Origin of the sequence: Streptomyces sp. NPDC058664 (assembly GCF_042716635.1) — a bacterium.
Classification (GTDB): domain Bacteria; phylum Actinomycetota; class Actinomycetes; order Streptomycetales; family Streptomycetaceae; genus Streptomyces.
Genome location: NZ_JBHXRW010000033.1, coordinates 49402 through 65422, shown reverse-complemented (window position 1 = coordinate 65422; position 16021 = coordinate 49402). Strand labels below are relative to the sequence as shown.

Sequence of the window (16021 nt, the reverse complement as noted above, 5' to 3'; positions counted from 1 at the left end):
TCGCGTGTGCCGGTACGGCTTGGGGAGACCTTCTCAGCACTCCACCGAAACAATCAAGCACGCCTGCATGGTTTTTACGGGTCCGGCCGGACCGTCGGCCGACGCCGGGGCGGGCGTACCGCTCCGGAGAGCGGACGGAGGACGCGCCACCGCACATCCCCCTTGTCGCACCCCTCTTGCTCTTGCGAGTAATAAGCGCAAAGCTTTGTCAGTCCTTACTGACAACTCGGGATGCGGAGCCGCCCCCATGCCACTGATGCCGGAATCCGGACCGCAACGCGTCATCGCCGCCTCGAACTTCGTCTACACCGTCGGCAGCGGCCTCTACCTGACCGCCGGAGTCCTGTACTTCACCGAGGCCGTCCGTCTACCGGCAAGCCAGGTGGGCCTCGGACTCGGCATCGCCGGTGTCCTCTCGCTGGCCGTGGGCATCGCCGTCGGTCATCTCGCGGACCGCCACGGGGCGCGCGGTGTCTACGCGATCACCCTCGTCGTCCAGGCGTTGGCCACGGCCGGCTTCGTACTGGCGGACAGCTTCTGGATGTTCGCCCTCGCCGTGGGCACGGCCATGGGCGCCAAAGCGGCCGGACTGGCCGCACGCAGTCCGCTCATCAGGCACTACGGAGGGGACCGGCCGCAGGCTTTCCGCGCCTATCTCCGCGCCGTGACCAATGTGGGGATCTCCCTCGGCGCCCTGCTGGCGGGCTGGGCCGTCCAGGTGGGCACCCTCCCCGCCTACCGCCTCCTGGTCATCGGCAACGCGGTCGCCTTCGCGGCTTCCGCGGCGATCCTGGTCCACCTGCCGTCGGTCACACCCGTCCCCACCACCGACAACCCCCGCTGGATCGCCCTGCGGGACCGTCCCTACCTCCTGCTCGCCGCCCTCGACGGCATCATGGCCGTCCAGTTCAAGGTCCTCACGGTGGCCGTCCCACTCTGGCTGGTCACGGCCACCACGGCCCCGCGCTGGCTCATCTCGGGCACCATGCTCATCAACACCGTCATCGTCATCGCGTTCCAGATACGAGCCGGCCGCGGCATCGACTCCCCCACGGCAGGAGGAGCCGCCTACCGTCGAGCGGGCGTGGCTTTCCTCGTCTCCTGCTCACTGGTCTCCCTGTCCGCGGGGATGCCGGCATGGGCCGCTGCCACGCTGCTCATGACCGCGATGGTGATCCACACGATCGGTGAGCTGTGGCACTCCGCCGCAGGCTTCGAAGTGTCCTTCGCCCTCGCCCCACGGCATGCCACCGGCCAGTACCTCGGTGTGTTCGGCCTCGGCGCAGGACTGGCCGAAGCCCTCGGTCCGGCCCTGCTCATCTCACTCTGCATCACCTGGGGCCGCCCCGGATGGTACGTCGTAGGAGGGCTGTTCACCCTGACGGGCCTGGCAGCCCCACTCGCCGTCCGCTGGGCACAACGCCACCAGCACGCCCGGCAGGCACACCCACAGGCCGTGCGGAAGGAAGCAGCCGCCCCGGAAGGCTCCGAAGGGCGTTCGGCATCGACGGCTGCCACGGGACGGGCGGGGCGTCGTCAGTTCTCGCAGGCCACACCGTCGCCGTCGCGGTCGAGCTTGCGGCTGTAGCCGGGGTCTCCGACGTGGATGGGGGCGGCTCCGGCGGCACGGACGGCGGAACAGTTCTCGTAGTAGACGTCGACGGGCGCGGCCTCCGTGGTCCGGACGGGCTCCGGTTTCCGGGTGGTGGGCTCCGGCACCGGGGTGCGGGCGGGCTCGGGGGCGGAGGTCCGGGGCGGTGCGCCGGTCGGCTCCGGGGTCGGTTCGACGGTGGTGGGCGTCGGCTCCGGAGTGGGCTCCACGGTGGTCGGCGCCGGAGTCGTCGGGGTGGGGCTCGGCGCGGCGGTCGTCGGGGTCGCGGAGGCCGTGACCGTCGCGGCGGGCTCGGGGTCGGCCGTGCCGTTCTCCTTCGGGGCGTCGCCGAGCAGGACGGCGAGGAACCACAGAGCCGACAGGACCGTGGCCACGATCTTGGCCCGACTGCTCCAGCGGCTCAACCAGGCCAGGGCTATGCCGGCCGGCGGGAAGAGCACCAACAGGGTGACGACCAGGGCGGGATGCTGCCACCAGCGCCGACGCGGCGGGGTGGCGGGGCCGTACGAGTGGGAATGCGGCGGCGGATACACGTACGTCTCTCCCGGGAAGCGTGAACGGCGTGTGTGCAGAGTGGCGAGATCGTACACAGGTCGTTCACGAACGGAGCCCCTTCTTGAGGAAAACGAGACGCGCCCCGAGACGGACAAGTCCCTGCGCCCGCACGGCATATGCCGGTTAACCTGCGCTCATGGTTTTCAAGAGACTGCTGGGCATGGGCGGGGTTCCGCTCGAGATCGACACCCTCGTACAGGACGGACCGGCGCGGCCGGGAGGACTTCTGACCGGGGAAGTGGTCGTACGCGCCCCCGAACGCCGGGTGGAGGTGAAGTCGATATATCTGCGGCTCGTCACCGACGCCCCGGTGGCCCACAAGGGCGACGGTGACGGCGAGAAGGGCGACACGTTCGACTACCCGAGCGTGAGCGGCTATTTCACCCTGGAGAAGGGCGAGGAGAAGCGGGTCCCCATCCGTCACCGGCTCAAGTGGGAGACCCCGCTGACCGAGGTGAAGGGACAGAAGCTCGGGGTCCACCTGGGCCTGCACACCGAGGTCGAGGCCGAGAACGTCAAGGCACAGACCGACGACGACCTCGTCCACATCACGGCACTGCCCCTGCACGAGGCGGTCCTCGACGCCTTCGCCGCCGAGGGCTACGCACTGGAGACCTCGCGGATCCACAGCGGGAACATCCCGCGCACCGAGTACCACGTCTACCGGCAGCAGGGCCTTCTGCTCGTCGACCGGCTGAACGGCCAGGACCGCCCCCGGGAACTGGAGCTGCACTTCCACACCAACGCGGTCGGCTGCGAGATCTTCCTCCGCGAGGCCGCCCTCGGCGAGAGGTACTGGAAGAAGAAGCCCCCCGCCCGCCGCTTCGTCGCCGCCCACCACGAGGTCGGCCAGGTGGACTTCGCCGAGCACGCCCGCAACTGGATCGACGAGGTCGTCCGGCTGAAGGGCGGCCACGCACTCGACGACGACGAGGACTGACACCGCGGCGGGCCCGTTACCCGGCGGTCCCGAAGATCGCTTCCCGGGTACGGTCCCCGCCGATCAGCCTGCGCGTACGGGTTCAGTACGACTTGGGCAGCCCCAGGGAGTGGGCCGAGACGTAGTTCAGGATCATCTCCCGGCTGACCGGGGCGATCCGGGCCACCCGGGCCGCCGTGATCAGCCGGGCCAGGCCGAACTCCTTGGTGAGGCCGTTGCCGCCGAGGGTGTGCACGGAGGTGTCGACGGCCTTCACGCACGCCTCGGCGGCCGCGTACTTGGCCATGTTCGCGGCCTCGCCCGCGCCCAGGTCGTCGCCCGCGTCGTACAGCTTCGCCGCCTTCTGCATCATCAGGCGGGCCAGCTCCAGCTCGATGTGGGCCTGGGCCAGGGGATGCGCGATGGCCTGGTGGGCGCCGATCGGGGCCTTCCAGACCTGGCGCTCCTTCGCGTACGTCACGGCCCGGTCGAGCGCGTAGCGGCCCATGCCGATCGCGAAGGCGGCCGTCATGATCCGCTCCGGGTTGAGGCCCGCGAAGAGCTGGAGGAGACCCGCGTCCTCGTCGCCGACGAGGGCGTCCGCCGGCAGGTGCACGTCGTCGAGGGTCAGCTCGAACTGCTTCTCGTCCGCGGCGAGTTCCATCTCGATGTGGCGGCGCCCGAAGCCGGGCGCGTCACGCGGCACGATGAACAGGCACGCCTTGAGCGTGCCCGTACGGGCATCCGACGTACGGCCCACGATCAGGGTCGCGTCCGCGATGTCGACGCCCGACACGAACACCTTCCGGCCGTTGAGGACCCAGCCCTCCTCGGTGCGGGTCGCCGTCGTCGTGATGCGGTGCGAGTTGGAGCCCGCGTCCGGCTCCGTGATGCCGAACGCCATCGTCCTCGTACCGTCCGCGAGGCCCGGCAGCCACGCCCGCTTCTGCTCCTCCGTACCGAAGCGGGCGATGACCGTGCCGCAGATGGCGGGCGAGACGACCATCATGAGGAGCGGGGCCCCGGCGGCGCCCGCCTCCTCCAGGACGATGGAGAGTTCGGCCATGCCGCCGCCCCCGCCGCCGTACTCCTCGGGCAGGTTCACCCCGAGGTAGCCGAGCTTCCCGGCCTCCGCCCACAGGGCCGCCCGGTCGAAGCCGGGGCCGTGGCGCCGGCCGAGGGCGGAGACGGCGGCACGGAGCTCGGTGTGTTCCCGCGGTTCGATGTCGGTGCTCATGAGGGGTCTTCCTCCTGTGCTTCGGTCGGGACGTCTGCCTGTACGGCTTGTACGACGGCGAGCAGGGCACCGACCTCGACCTGGCGGCCGGGGGCGGCGTGGAGCGCGGTGAGCGTGCCGGAGGCGGGGGCGATGACGCGGTGCTCCATCTTCATGGCCTCCAGCCAGAGGAGCGGCTGCCCCGCGGTGACCCGGTCGCCGACGGCGAGACCGTCCGCGACCCGGACGACGGTGCCGGGCATGGGGGCGAGCAGGGAGCCGGGCTCCCGCTGGTCTGCGGGGTCCGGGAAGCGGGGCCGGACGGCGAGCCGGTACGGGCCGACGTGGACGGTCCCGCCGTACCGGGCCACGTCGAAGTCCCGTACGACGCCCGCGATGTCGAGGCGCACGCGGTCGGGGGACGCCGACACCACCCCGACCCCCTCCGGGGCCGTGACCTCGTAGCCGCCGCCCCGGACCGGCCGGTAGCGGACCTCGTGCTCCCCGTACGCCTTGACCTGGTCCTGCGAGGCGAGGTTCCGCCAGCCGCCCCCGAAGCGGCCCGCGTTCCGGGCGGCGTCCGCGAGCGCGGCGGCGACCGCCGCGTGCACCTCGCCGTCCCGGGGGCCGGTCAGTGCCCCCAGGTTCCGGTCGTAGAAGCCGGTGCCGAGCCGGTCGGCGTCCCGGAACTCGGGGTGCCGCAGCGAGGCGACGAGCAGGTCCCGGTTGGTGGCGGGCCCGTGGATCACCGTCCGTTCGAGGGCGCGGGCGAGCTTGCGCACGGCCTCGGCACGGGTCGGCGCGTGCGCGACGACCTTGGCGAGCATGGCGTCGTAGTGCACGGGCACGGTGTCCCCCGAGGCGTACCCGGTGTCGACGCGGATGCCCGGCCCGGTGGGGAACTCCAGGCGGTGCAGCACGCCCGCCTGCGGGGTCCAGCCCCCGGCCGGGTCCTCGGCGTAGAGCCGGGCCTCGACGGCGTGGCCGGACTCCGGCAGCACGCGGGAGGGCAACGAGGCACCCTCCGCGACGGCGATCTGGAGGGCGACGAGGTCGATGCCGTACACCTCCTCGGTCACGGGGTGCTCGACCTGGAGGCGGGTGTTCATCTCCAGGAAGTGCGCCCTGTGGTGCTCGTCGACGAGGAACTCGACCGTTCCCGCGCCCACGTAGCCGACGGCCGTCACGGCGGCCGTCGCCAGTTCGTGCAGCTCGTGGAGGAAGTCGTCGGAGTATCCGGGGGCGGGGCTCTCCTCGATCACCTTCTGGTGGCGGCGCTGGAGCGAGCAGTCCCGGGAACCGATCAGCCAGACACCGCCGTACTTGTCGGCGAGGACCTGCACCTCCACGTGCCGGCCGTTCTCCACGTACCGCTCGACGAAGACCTCGCCGTCCCCGAAGGCGCTCTCCGCCTCGGCGGACGCGGACTTCAACGCCCCTTCCAGTTCGTCGAGTTCGCGGACGATCCGCATGCCGCGCCCGCCGCCGCCCGCCGCCGCCTTCACCAGGACCGGCAGGTCCCGTTCGGTGACGTCGGTGAGCGGCTCGACGCGCATGAGCTCCTTCGCCCGGGTCTTCGAGGCCATCGCCTCGATCGCCTCCGGCGGCGGCCCGATCCAGACCAGGCCCGCGTCCGTCACGGCCCGCGCGAAGTCGGCGTTCTCGGAGAGGAAGCCGTAGCCGGGGTGGACGGCGTCCGCGCCCGCCGCGAGCGCCGCCCGCACGACCAGGTCGCCGCGCAGGTACGTCTCCGAGGGCGCCGCCCCCGGCAGCCGTACCGCCGCGTCGGCCTCCCGGACGTGCAGGGCGTCGGCGTCCGCGTCGGAGTACACGGCGACGGTGGAGATGCCCAGGTCACGGCAGGTGCGGAAGACCCGGCAGGCGATCTCGCCCCGGTTCGCGACCAGGATGGTCGAGATCGGTTCGACGGTCGGGCGGGCCGTCGGCTCGCGTTCGGCCGAGGTGGGCGGGGTCGAGGTGATCATCAGGGCCTCACATCCGGAAGACGCCGAAGCCGCCGCGCGCGCCCTCGACCGGTGCCGTGTGGATCGCGGAAAGGCACAGCCCGAGGACCGTGCGGGTGTCGCGGGGGTCGATGACCCCGTCGTCGTAGAGCCGCCCCGACAGGAACATCGGCAGGGACTCGGACTCGATCTGCGCCTCGACGAGCGCCCGGAGACCGGCGTCGGCCTCGTCGTCGTACGGCTGCCCCTTGGCGACGGCGCTCGCCCTCGCCACGATCGACAGGACCCCGGCGAGCTGCTGCGGGCCCATGACGGCGGACTTGGCGCTGGGCCAGGCGAACAGGAAGCGCGGGTCGTAGGCCCGGCCGCACATGCCGTAGTGCCCGGCACCGTAGCTCGCCCCCATGAGGACGGACAGGTGGGGGACGCGGGAGTTCGACACCGCGTTGATCATCATCGCGCCGTGCTTGATGATGCCGCCCTGCTCGTACTCCTTGCCGACCATGTAGCCGGTGGTGTTGTGGAGGAAGACGAGCGGGACGTCCCGCTGGTTGGCGAGCTGGATGAACTGCGCGGCCTTCTGCGACTCCGGGCCGAAGAGGACGCCCTGCGCGTTGGCGAGGACCCCGACGGGATAGCCGTGCAGGCTCGCCCAGCCGGTCACCAGGCTGGGCCCGTACAGCGGCTTGAACTCGTCGAAGTCGGAGCCGTCGACGATCCGGGCGATCACCTCGCGCGGATCGAACGGCGTCTTGAGGTCGCCGGGGACGATCCCGAGCAGCTCGTCCTCGTCGTACGCCGGAGGCTCCGTGAGATCCGTCGGGTCCGGATGGGCCTTGCGGTGGTTGAGACGGGCGACGATCCGGCGGGCCTGGCGGATCGCGTCGGCCTCGTCGACGGCGTAGTGGTCGGCGAGCCCGGACGTCCGGGCGTGCATCTCCGCACCACCGAGGGACTCGTCGTCGCTCTCCTCGCCCGTCGCCATCTTCACAAGCGGCGGACCGCCGAGGAACACCTTCGAGCGCTCCTTGATCATCACCGTGTGGTCGGACATGCCGGGGACGTACGCGCCGCCGGCCGTCGAGTTGCCGAAGACGACCGCGACCGTGGGGATGCCGGCGGCGGAGAGACGGGTGAGGTCGCGGAAGAGCGCCCCACCGGGGATGAAGATCTCCTTCTGCGAGGGCAGGTCGGCGCCGCCGGACTCGACGAGCGAGAGGACGGGCAGCCGGTTGGCATACGCGATCTCGTTGGCCCGCAGCGCCTTCTTCAGCGTCCACGGGTTGGAGGCGCCGCCGCGCACGGTCGGGTCGTTCGCGGTGATCAGGCACTCGACGCCCTCGACGACCCCGATGCCGGTGATCAGGGAGGCCCCTACGGTGTAGTCGCTGCCCCAGGCGGCGAGCGGCGACAGCTCCAGGAAGGGACTGTCGGGGTCGACGAGCAGTTCGATCCGCTCACGGGCGAGCATCTTGCCGCGCGCCCGGTGCCGGGCCGTGTACTTCTCGCCGCCGCCCGCGAGCGCCTTGGCGTGCTCGGCGTCGAGAGCGGCCAGCTTGTCGAGCATGGCGGCGCGGTTGCTCCGGTATTCGGGCCCGCCGGTGTCGAGGGCGGAGGCGAGAACGGTCACGGGGGTCCCTCCGGGAGGTGGTGCGGGACGGTCGGCGGTCGGCGGTCGGCGGTCGGCGGTCGGCGGTCGCAGGAGGGTGGTGCGGGACGTCGGTCACGGGAGGTGGTGCGGGGCGGTCGGCGGTCGCAGGAACCGCTCCGGTACGTCGAGTTCACGGGAGCGGAGCCACTCGCCGAGGGCCTTGGCCTGGGGGTCGAAGCGGGCCTGGGAGGCGACGCCCTCGCCGAGGATCCCGGCGACGGTGAAGTTGAGCGCGCGGAGGTGCGGGAGGACGTGCCGGGTGACGGCCGAACCGGCCGTCTCGGGAAGGAGCTCCCTCAGCCGGTCGACCGTGAGGACGTGGGCGAGCCAGCGCCACTCCTCCTCGGTGCGGACCCAGACGCCGATGTTGGCGTCGCCGCCCTTGTCGCCGCTGCGCGCCCCGGCGACCCGGCCGAGCGGGACGCGCCGGACGGGCCCGTCCGGCAGCGGCTCGGGAAGCTCCGGTCCCGCTACGGGCTCCACCTCCCGGGTACGCGCCGGTACGGCGACGGGGACGCGGGTCCCGTCCGGGAGCACGGCCGTGTGCGGGACCTCGGCGGCCGGTACGTACGCGGCCTCGAAGACGCCGTAGGGGGCGCCCCTTCCGGGTGGGGCGGTGACGTGGAAGCCGGGGTAGCTCGCCAGGGCCAGTTCGATCGCCGCGCCGGTCAGGGCCCGGCCGACGGCCTCGGGGCCGGGGTCGCGGACGACGAGCCGGAGCAGGGCGCTCGCGGTCTCCTCGGTGCCGGCGTCGGGCCGGTCGGTCCGGACCAGCTCCCACCGCACCTGCGCCGGGCGGGACTTCCCGAGCGCGTCCTCGACCTGGTCCCGCACGAGCCGGGCCTTGGCCTCGATGTCGAGCCCGGTGAGGACGAACACCACCTCGTTGCGGAAGCCGCCGAGCCTGCTGAGACCGACCTTGAGCGTCGGGGGCGGCGCCTCGCCCCGTACGCCGTCGATCCGGACCCGGTCGGGGCCCTCCCGGGTGAGCCGTACGGTGTCGAGCCGGGCGGTCACGTCGGGCCCGGGGTAACGGGCGCCGGCCGTCTCGTACAGGAGCTGGGCCGTGACCGTACCGACGTCGACGAGACCGCCGGTGCCGGGGTGTTTGGTGATGACGGCGCTGCCGTCCTCGTGGAGTTCGGCGACCGGGAAGCCGGGGCGGCGGAACACCTCCGGGTCGTGCTCGTGGAAGAAGGCGTAGTTGCCGCCGGTGGCCTGGGTGCCGCACTCCAGGACGTGCCCGGCGACGACCGCGCCCGCCAGCCGGTCGTACTCCTCCGGGCCCCAGCCGAAGTGCCACTGCGCGGGCCCGGTGACGAGGGCGGCGTCGGTGACCCGGCCGGTGACGACGACGTCGGCGCCGGCGGCGAGACAGGCGGCGATACCGGCCCCGCCGAGATAGGCGTTCGCGGCGAGGACACCGTCCGTGGCGGGCAGCCGGTCGCCCTCGACGTACGCGATCCGGGTCGGCAGACCGAGCTTCGCGGCGAGGGCGCGCAGGGCGTCGGCGAGCCCGGCGGGGTTGAGGCCGCCGGCGTTGGTGACGATCCGGACCCCGCGCTCGTGGGCGAGGCCGAGGCCCTCCTCCATCTGGCGCAGGAAGGTCTTCGCGTACCCGGCGGACGGGTCCTTCAGCTGGTCGCGGCCGAGGATGAGCATGGTCAGCTCGGCGAGGTAGTCGCCGGTGAGGACGTCGAGGTCACCGCCGGGTCCGCCGCCGGTGAGCATCTCGCGGACGGCGTCGAAGCGGTCGCCGTAGAAGCCGGAGGCGTTGCCGATGCGGAGGACCATCAGGGGGTGTCCTCCGGCTCGCGGCCGGGGCCCGCCGGACCGGCGAAGGCCTGGGCGATGGTGAGCCAGTGCTCGGCGTCGGGCCCTTCGGCGACGAGGGCGGTGTCGTCACGGTGGACGCGCTGGGTGACGAGCAGGCAGAAGTCGAGCGCGGGCCCTGTGACCTTCTGGGCGGCGTCCTCGGGCCCGTACGTCCACGACTCCCCGTCAGGTGCGACGAGTTCCACCCGGAACGGCTCGGCGGGCACGGGGAGGCCCCGTACCAGGAAGGCGTAGTCACGGGCGCGGTGGCCGATCCAGGCGACGTGCCGGAGGCGGGCGGTGGGCGCGCGGACGGCCCCGAGGGCGTCGGCGACGTCCTGGCCGTGCGCCCAGGTCTCCATGAGCCGGGCGGTGGCCATGGCGGAGGCGCTCATGGGCGGCCCGTACCAGGGGAAACGGACCCCGGACGGCACCGCGCGCAGAGCCTCCTGGAGCCGTTCGCGGCCCTCGCGCCAGCGGGCGAGCAGCTCGGCGGGCGGCAGCTTCGCGCCCTCCTCGGCGCCCTCGTCGACGAAGCGGTCGGGTGCGACGAGCGCCTTCTCGGCCTCGGCGGCGAAGGCCTCGGCGTCGGTGGCGGCGAGGAGCGCGGCACGGTCGGTCCAGGCGAGGTGCGCGATCTGGTGGGCGACGGTCCAGCCGGGTGCCGGGGTGGGTGCCCCCCACCGGTCCTCGCTCGACTCGGCCACGATCCGGTCGAGTTCGTCACTCTCGTCACGCAGGTCGTCGAGCACGGCGACGGGGTCGGACACGGTGCGCTCCCCTCGGGGGACGGGCGTTCACGGGCCTTCGCCGAGGAGCATGACAGCGACACCAGAAACAATCAAGCGTGCTTGCTTTAGTTTGTCGGCAACGGCCCGGCTCGCCGTCGTGGTGGTGTCGTACGCGAAGGGTGGACGGTGCGCGACACGGGATCGGGACTTTTACGGTGTTCAAGTCCCGGCACCGAGGGCTGCGGGCCTCGACTTGAACACTGCGCAAGCGCAGACCTGAACTTTGTGCAAGACGCCTGCCCGGCCTTATCGTGAGAGCCATGCCACGTGACACGCTGACCCGCGAGCAGATCATCCGGACCGCCGTCGAACTGCTCGACGCCGAGGGCCTGGAAGGCCTCAACATGCGCGCCCTGGGCAAGCGTCTCAACTCCGCCGCCACCGCCGTCTACTGGCACGTCAAGAACAAGGACGATCTGCTCGTACTCGCCGGGGACCAGGTCTGGGACGAGATCCGCCTCCCCGACCTCGACGCGGTGGACTGGCGCACCGCGGCCACCGCGATGGCCGGCGACCTGTACGCGATGTTCACCCGCCACCCCTGGCTGGTGCAGGCGTTCGCGACCCACCTCTTCCGCGGTGCCGGAAAGGCCCGCCACGACGACCACAACCTCGCCGTGTACGAGAAGGCGGGCTTCGTCGGCCCGCAGGCCGACCTGGCGGCCGCCGCCGTCTTCACCTACGTACTCGGCAACGCCGCGCCGGCCGCCGCCACCACCTCCCTCACCCGCCGGATCGAGCGCGAGGGCGGCGACCCCGCGGAGGTGTTCGGCACGGTGATGAAGGAGGCGGTCGAGGCGGCCGCCGGGTTCCCCCGACTGCGGGCCCGGATCGACTCCGCCGCCGACTCGTCCGCCGGCTACGCCGAAGTCCCGTACGACAGCTTTGAGTTCGGGCTCAGTGCACTGCTGTCCGGACTGGCGGCCGGGCTGCCGGGCCAGGCGAGCTGACGGCATTTCGGATCAGGGCCCGGGTCGGCGACCCGGGCCTTTCGCATGGGCGCCCGAGCGGGCCGGAGGAAGGCCGAGAACTACTTGCACATCGTTCAAGCCCTGTGTAGCTTTTCACTTGAACTTAGTTCAACCGACGGGGAATGCCGCTGCCGCCGGGTGTGGCGCGCCGAGTACGACAGGGGGAGACGTCATGTCGCAGAACACGCTGGCCGCCTTCGTCGCGAAGACGGCCGAGGAGTACGGCCTGCCCGGCGCCGCCGTCGGCGTCCGGGCCGCCGGACAGGAGACGTACGCCTGCCACGGGGTGACCAGCGTGGACCACGCGCTACCCGTCGACGAACGGACGCTGTTCCTCCTTGGCTCCGTCAGCAAGACCTACACGGCGACCGCGCTGATGCGTCTGGCGGCGAGCGGCCGCATCGACCTGGACGCGCCGGTCCGTCGCTACGTCCCCGAGCTGACGCTCCCCGACGAGCGGGCCGCCGCGGAGATCACCGTGTTCCAACTGCTCAACCACACCGCCGGGCTGGACTGGCGGATGGCGGTCGACACCGGCGAGGGGGACGACGCCCTGGCCGCCTACGTGGCGGACATGGCCGACTCGGAGCTGATCGCACAACCCGGCACCCGCGCCTCCTACAGCCAGATCGGGTACAACCTGGCGGGGCGGGTCATCGAGAAGGTCACCGGCCAGACCTACGAACAGGCCGTCGCCACGCTGCTGTTCGAGCCGCTGGGTCTTGAGCACACCTCCTTCTCGGTCGCCGACGTCATGACCCGGCGCTTCGCCGTCGGTCACCACACCGGCGACGACGGCGAGCCGGCCGTGGTCCGCCGGTGGAAGGACAGCCGTGCCAACAACCCCGGCGGGGGCGCCGCGGCCTCGGTGGAGGACCTGCTCCGCTGGGCCCGCTTCCACCTCGGCGACGGCCGGACCCAGGGCGGCGCCCCCCTCCTGCCGGCCGAGACCGTACAGCGGATGCGACAGGAGAGCGTCGAGCTGCGCGGCTCCACGCTCGGCGACGCCTTCGGCGTCTGCTGGTTCCTGCGCGAGGTGGGGGGCGTGCGGACGGCGGGCCACGGCGGTTCCGCCAACGGCCAGTTCGCCGAGGTGCTGATCGCACCCGAACACGACTTCGCGGTCGTCGTCCTGTCCAACGCGGGCCCCGAGACCGGCCTCGCCTTCAACCAGGCCGTCCTCCGGTGGGCCCTCGAGCACCACCTGGGAGTGGTCGAGCGGACCCCGGAGCCGATCCCGTACGACGAGGCCCGCGCCCACGAGGTCACCGGCAGTTACGAGAACGAACTGATGAAGCTCACCATCGCCACCGACGGAACCGGACTGACGATCGCCTGCGACATCAAGCCGGAGATCCGCGCGGCGGCCGACACCGAGCTGCCCCCGGACCTCCCCCCGGCCGGTCTCGGCCTGCTGCCCGGCGACGCCGACGAGTACATCGTCACCAGCGGCGGTCTCGCCGGCCAGCGCGGCTTCTTCACCCGCGACGACGACGGCACGATCACCGGCGCCGACCTCGCCGGCCGCCTCTTCACCCTCGCCCGGGCAGACCGGTAACCCGACCCCGGCGACTCCCGCCGGCTTTCCTGTCACATCCCCGTGCGCCCGTCCGTCAGTGCTGTGAAGACACCGACAGACCCCCTACGAAACAGACCCACCACGAAGGAGACACGCCATGACGAACCCCTCGATCTCCCGGATGCCCGACCCCGCCAAGTTCGTGCCCGAGCTGAACGACATCAGCGCCGCCCTGTTCCGGGCCACGGGCAACCAGTCGGTGCCCCGCACCACGATCAACCTGATCCACCTCCGCGCCGGGCAGATCGTCAACAACACCTACCTGACCATCCTCAACACGGGTTTCCTCCGCAAGGCCGGGGAGTCCGAGGAGCGCATCACGGCCGTGTCGTCCTGGCAGGACGCCCCCTACTTCACCGACGCCGAGCGTGCCGCCCTCGCCTTGGTGGAGGCCACCCTCCAGCCCGCGCCGCACGGCCGGGAGCGGGTCACGGACGAGCTGTACGCCACGGCGGCCGAGCACTACGACGAGAAGGCGCTGGCCACCCTCACCGTCGCGATCGGCCAGATCAACTTCTTCATCGCCCTCGCCGTCATCGGCAAGCCCCAGCCGGTCGCGTCGCTGGCCGGCGAGCAGTGGGACTGACCCGGTACGTCGTCCGACAGGATCCGGGCCTCAGGACGCGCCGGCGCGTCGCGGCCGGGGCACCAGCTCGCCGCCGCAGTTGGGGCACACCGACGCCATGGCGTCGGCGCAGGGAACGCAGAAGCTGCACTCGTACGAACAGATCCGCGCGGGCCCGTCAGGTGTCAGGGCCGCCGTCTCGCAGCGCTCGCACCGGTCTCGCATCTCCAGAGCCACGATCGGCCCCCTCCCTCGTACGTCCACGGACACCCCATGGTCCGTGGACGCCCCGTCCGCTCTCCACCGCCCCGACGGCCAATGACCAACGGAATCGGGTCAGCGCCCCCTCGCCTCGGGGCTCGGGGGCGGGCTCGGGATCTCAGGTGCTCAGGGACTCAGGGACTCAGGGACTCAGGGACTCAGGGACTCAGGGACTCAGGGACTCAGGAACTTCACCGAGTAGAAGTGGTCGGGCGCCCACTGACCGGGCTCGAGAAACGTCACCACGTCACCGATACGGCAGTCCGTACCGTGGAACAGTACGGCCGTCCGGTCGGTGTGGTTGGACAGCTCGTTGGCCTGGCCCGGCATGTTGTAGCAGTGATCGTCCTGAGGGTCGGGCTTGTGGTACCTCCACCCGTCCACGTGGTAGGTGAAGGACCCGCGCGCCGCCTGAGCGGTCGTCGAGAACCCGCCGCACAGGACGGCGGAGGCGGCGACGGCCGTGACCAACGCCTTTCCGAGGTACTTCATGAAATCGCTCCTTCGGTGACGCCCTCGGCGGGCGCCCTTGGGAGGCGCCCCGGGCTGACGCCTTCACACGGACGGACGCCAGTGTGGGCGCCCGGCCGTGTGAGCGGCACGGCCGTCACCCGAACGGCGAAGGAAGAAACGATCCCCTCTCACTCGTCGGAGCTATCCCCCGCCCCGCAAACTTCGCCTCCTTGACGAAAAGCCCCCATCGACGGAATCCGGTCAGTGCCTGACCAGGCAGAACGGATGGCCCGCCGGGTCCGCGTACACCCGCCAGCCTCGCGTCCCGGCCCCGTCGTCGAGGAGCGTCGCGCCCCGCGCGAGGACCTGTTCATGGGCGGCGTCGAGATCCGCGACGCCGAAGTCGAGGTGGAACTGCTGGGGGCGTTCCGGGTCCGGCCACACCGGCGGGCGGTGGTCGGCGACGCCCTGGAAGCAGAGGACGAGCCCGCCGGGTGTGTGCAGCGTGGACCAGGCCTCGTCGAGGGACCAACGCCGGTCCGGCCGGTCGACCTCCCCGCCGAGCACGGCCCGGTAGAACTCCGCGAGCTCGCGGGGCGCGGAACAGTCGAGGACGACGCACTGCAGTTCAGCGATCATGCGGGGATCCTAGGAGGCCGCCCGGCCGCCCGGCCTTACGCGGCGCCCCTGACCTGGGTGCGGACCGCGCCCATGCTCGCCGCTATGACGAGGGCGATGGCGAGGGCGTCCGTGACCGACAGGGCCTGGCTGAGGACGAGGAAGCCGGCCGTCGCCGCGATGGCCGGTTCCAGACTCATCAGGATCGCGAAGGTGGGCGCGGGCAGGCGGCGCAGGGCGAGGAGTTCGAGGGTGTACGGCAGGACCGAGGACATCAGCGCGACCACGAGGCCGAGGCCGATCGTCGACGGCACGAGGAGCTTGTCGCCCGCCTCCACGATCCCGAACGGCAGGCTGAGGACGGCGGCGAAGGCCATGGCGAGCGCCAGCCCGTCCGCCTGCGGGAAGCGCCGGCCCGTACGCGCGCTGAACACGATGTACGTGGCCCACATGGCGCCCGCCGCGAGCGCGAAGGCCGCGCCGAGCGGATCGAGGCGGTCGAAGCCGCCGCCGCCGAGGAGGACGACCCCGCCGAGGGCGAGTCCGGCCCAGAGCAGGTTCACGAGCCGGCGCGAGGCGATCACGGAGAGGATCAGCGGACCGAGCACCTCCAGGGTCACGGCGGCGCCCAGCGGAATCCGGTCGACGGACTGGTAGAAGAGGATGTTCATGCCCGCCATGGCGGCGCCGAAGGCGACGATCGTCCCCCAGTCGGCGCGGCCGTAGCCGCGGACCTCGGGCCGGCAGACGATCAGCAGGACGGCGGCGGCGAGCACGAGCCGCAGGGTGACGACCCCGAGGGCGCCCGCGCGCGGCATGAGGAGGACGGCGACGGCGGAGCCGAACTGCACGGAGAGCCCGCCCGCGACGACGAGCGCCACGGGCCCGAGCCGGTGACCGGCCGCCCCCCGTCCGGGGGCGCCCAGCGGTCCCGCGCCGGTGGCGGCCGCCACCGGAGCCACATCCTTGACCGGACCGTCCACCGACCGCTCCTCACACACCGCACGACATCAAGTCCAACACACTGTACTCATAGTGCAGGGTAATGAAC

The 16021-nt window shown here is 72.0% G+C and carries 15 protein-coding genes; 5 read left to right on the top strand and 10 right to left on the bottom strand.

The features are described 5' to 3' along the window. Positions 1-247: 247 nt before the first annotated feature. The gene (locus ACFWUY_RS25430; protein WP_384113515.1) at positions 248-1588 is read left to right on the top strand and encodes an MFS transporter; all 1341 of its coding nucleotides are present in this window, start codon (positions 248-250) and stop codon (positions 1586-1588) included. Here the strand turns inward: ACFWUY_RS25430 and ACFWUY_RS25425 are convergent. Further along, entirely contained in the window at positions 1537-2145 is a 609-nt protein-coding gene (locus tag ACFWUY_RS25425; RefSeq protein WP_384113512.1) for an excalibur calcium-binding domain-containing protein, read from the bottom strand. The genes ACFWUY_RS25430 and ACFWUY_RS25425 overlap by 52 nt on opposite strands. A gap of 158 nt (positions 2146-2303) precedes the next feature. On the opposite strand from ACFWUY_RS25425, the gene ACFWUY_RS25420 reads away from it, so the two are divergent. Then, on the top strand, positions 2304-3107 hold the full coding sequence (locus ACFWUY_RS25420) for a sporulation protein (protein ID WP_384113509.1): 804 nt from the start codon (positions 2304-2306) through the stop codon (positions 3105-3107). A gap of 82 nt (positions 3108-3189) precedes the next feature. Here the strand turns inward: ACFWUY_RS25420 and ACFWUY_RS25415 are convergent, their stop codons facing one another. From ACFWUY_RS25415 to ACFWUY_RS25395, 5 genes are all read right to left on the bottom strand, one after another. Then, entirely contained in the window at positions 3190-4323 is a 1134-nt protein-coding gene (locus ACFWUY_RS25415; RefSeq protein ID WP_384113506.1) for an acyl-CoA dehydrogenase family protein, read from the bottom strand. Further along, positions 4320-6287 carry a biotin carboxylase N-terminal domain-containing protein gene (locus ACFWUY_RS25410; protein ID WP_384113503.1) on the bottom strand — a complete coding sequence of 656 codons (1968 nt, stop codon included), beginning with the start codon at positions 6285-6287 and terminating at the stop codon, positions 4320-4322. The genes ACFWUY_RS25415 and ACFWUY_RS25410 overlap by 4 nt, the downstream gene beginning before the upstream one ends. A gap of 7 nt (positions 6288-6294) precedes the next feature. Next, on the bottom strand, positions 6295-7896 hold the full coding sequence (locus ACFWUY_RS25405) for an acyl-CoA carboxylase subunit beta (RefSeq protein ID WP_384113500.1): 1602 nt from the start codon (positions 7894-7896) through the stop codon (positions 6295-6297). Between the two features lie 93 nt (positions 7897-7989). Further along, on the bottom strand, positions 7990-9711 hold the full coding sequence (locus tag ACFWUY_RS25400; RefSeq protein WP_384113496.1) for an acyclic terpene utilization AtuA family protein: 1722 nt from the start codon (positions 9709-9711) through the stop codon (positions 7990-7992). Next, positions 9711-10502 carry a TIGR03084 family metal-binding protein gene (locus ACFWUY_RS25395; RefSeq protein WP_384113489.1) on the bottom strand — a complete coding sequence of 264 codons (792 nt, stop codon included), beginning with the start codon at positions 10500-10502 and terminating at the stop codon, positions 9711-9713. Before ACFWUY_RS25395 ends, ACFWUY_RS25400 begins: the two co-directional genes overlap by 1 nt. Positions 10503-10783: 281 nt before the next feature. On the opposite strand from ACFWUY_RS25395, the gene ACFWUY_RS25390 reads away from it, so the two are divergent. The 3 genes from ACFWUY_RS25390 (at position 10784) to ACFWUY_RS25380 (ending at position 13659) form a co-directional block, all read left to right on the top strand. Then, positions 10784-11473: a TetR/AcrR family transcriptional regulator gene (locus tag ACFWUY_RS25390; protein ID WP_384113487.1), complete on the top strand. Its 690-nt coding sequence runs from the start codon at positions 10784-10786 to the stop codon at positions 11471-11473. 193 nt (positions 11474-11666) lie between these two features. Beyond that, on the top strand, positions 11667-13052 hold the full coding sequence (locus ACFWUY_RS25385; protein WP_384113484.1) for a serine hydrolase domain-containing protein: 1386 nt from the start codon (positions 11667-11669) through the stop codon (positions 13050-13052). A 118-nt stretch (positions 13053-13170) separates the two neighbouring features. Further along, positions 13171-13659, top strand: coding sequence for a carboxymuconolactone decarboxylase family protein (locus tag ACFWUY_RS25380; protein ID WP_384113482.1), 489 nt, complete (start codon positions 13171-13173; stop codon positions 13657-13659). A gap of 30 nt (positions 13660-13689) precedes the next feature. Here ACFWUY_RS25380 and ACFWUY_RS25375 read toward each other — a convergent pair whose 3' ends face one another. The 4 genes from ACFWUY_RS25375 to ACFWUY_RS25360 all read right to left on the bottom strand — a co-directional run bounded on the left by ACFWUY_RS25375 (position 13690) and on the right by ACFWUY_RS25360 (position 15923). Continuing rightward, a complete protein-coding gene (locus ACFWUY_RS25375; protein ID WP_384113480.1) occupies positions 13690-13875 on the bottom strand; it encodes a DUF1272 domain-containing protein in 186 nt (61 codons plus the stop codon). Positions 13876-14073: 198 nt separating this feature from the next. Continuing rightward, positions 14074-14391, bottom strand: coding sequence for a hypothetical protein (locus ACFWUY_RS25370; protein WP_384113475.1), 318 nt, complete (start codon positions 14389-14391; stop codon positions 14074-14076). A gap of 222 nt (positions 14392-14613) precedes the next feature. Then, on the bottom strand, positions 14614-14991 hold the full coding sequence (locus ACFWUY_RS25365; RefSeq protein WP_384113468.1) for a VOC family protein: 378 nt from the start codon (positions 14989-14991) through the stop codon (positions 14614-14616). A 35-nt stretch (positions 14992-15026) separates the two neighbouring features. After that, a complete protein-coding gene (locus ACFWUY_RS25360; RefSeq protein WP_384113597.1) occupies positions 15027-15923 on the bottom strand; it encodes a DMT family transporter in 897 nt (298 codons plus the stop codon). Positions 15924-16021 lie beyond the last annotated feature (98 nt).

Excerpts from the sequence above, each read along its gene's own strand:
- ACFWUY_RS25390 (WP_384113487.1), top strand. The coding sequence starts at position 10,784 with ATGCCACGTGACACGCTGACCCGCGAGCAGATCATCCGGACCGCCGTC.
- ACFWUY_RS25365 (WP_384113468.1), bottom strand. The coding sequence starts at position 14,991 with ATGATCGCTGAACTGCAGTGCGTCGTCCTCGACTGTTCCGCGCCCCGC.
- ACFWUY_RS25420 (WP_384113509.1), top strand. The coding sequence starts at position 2,304 with ATGGTTTTCAAGAGACTGCTGGGCATGGGCGGGGTTCCGCTCGAGATC.
- ACFWUY_RS25430 (WP_384113515.1), top strand. The coding sequence starts at position 248 with ATGCCACTGATGCCGGAATCCGGACCGCAACGCGTCATCGCCGCCTCG.
- ACFWUY_RS25370 (WP_384113475.1), bottom strand. The coding sequence starts at position 14,391 with ATGAAGTACCTCGGAAAGGCGTTGGTCACGGCCGTCGCCGCCTCCGCC.
- ACFWUY_RS25410 (WP_384113503.1), bottom strand. The coding sequence starts at position 6,287 with ATGATCACCTCGACCCCGCCCACCTCGGCCGAACGCGAGCCGACGGCC.
- ACFWUY_RS25385 (WP_384113484.1), top strand. The coding sequence starts at position 11,667 with ATGTCGCAGAACACGCTGGCCGCCTTCGTCGCGAAGACGGCCGAGGAG.
- ACFWUY_RS25415 (WP_384113506.1), bottom strand. The coding sequence starts at position 4,323 with ATGAGCACCGACATCGAACCGCGGGAACACACCGAGCTCCGTGCCGCC.
- ACFWUY_RS25400 (WP_384113496.1), bottom strand. The coding sequence starts at position 9,711 with ATGGTCCTCCGCATCGGCAACGCCTCCGGCTTCTACGGCGACCGCTTC.
- ACFWUY_RS25380 (WP_384113482.1), top strand. The coding sequence starts at position 13,171 with ATGACGAACCCCTCGATCTCCCGGATGCCCGACCCCGCCAAGTTCGTG.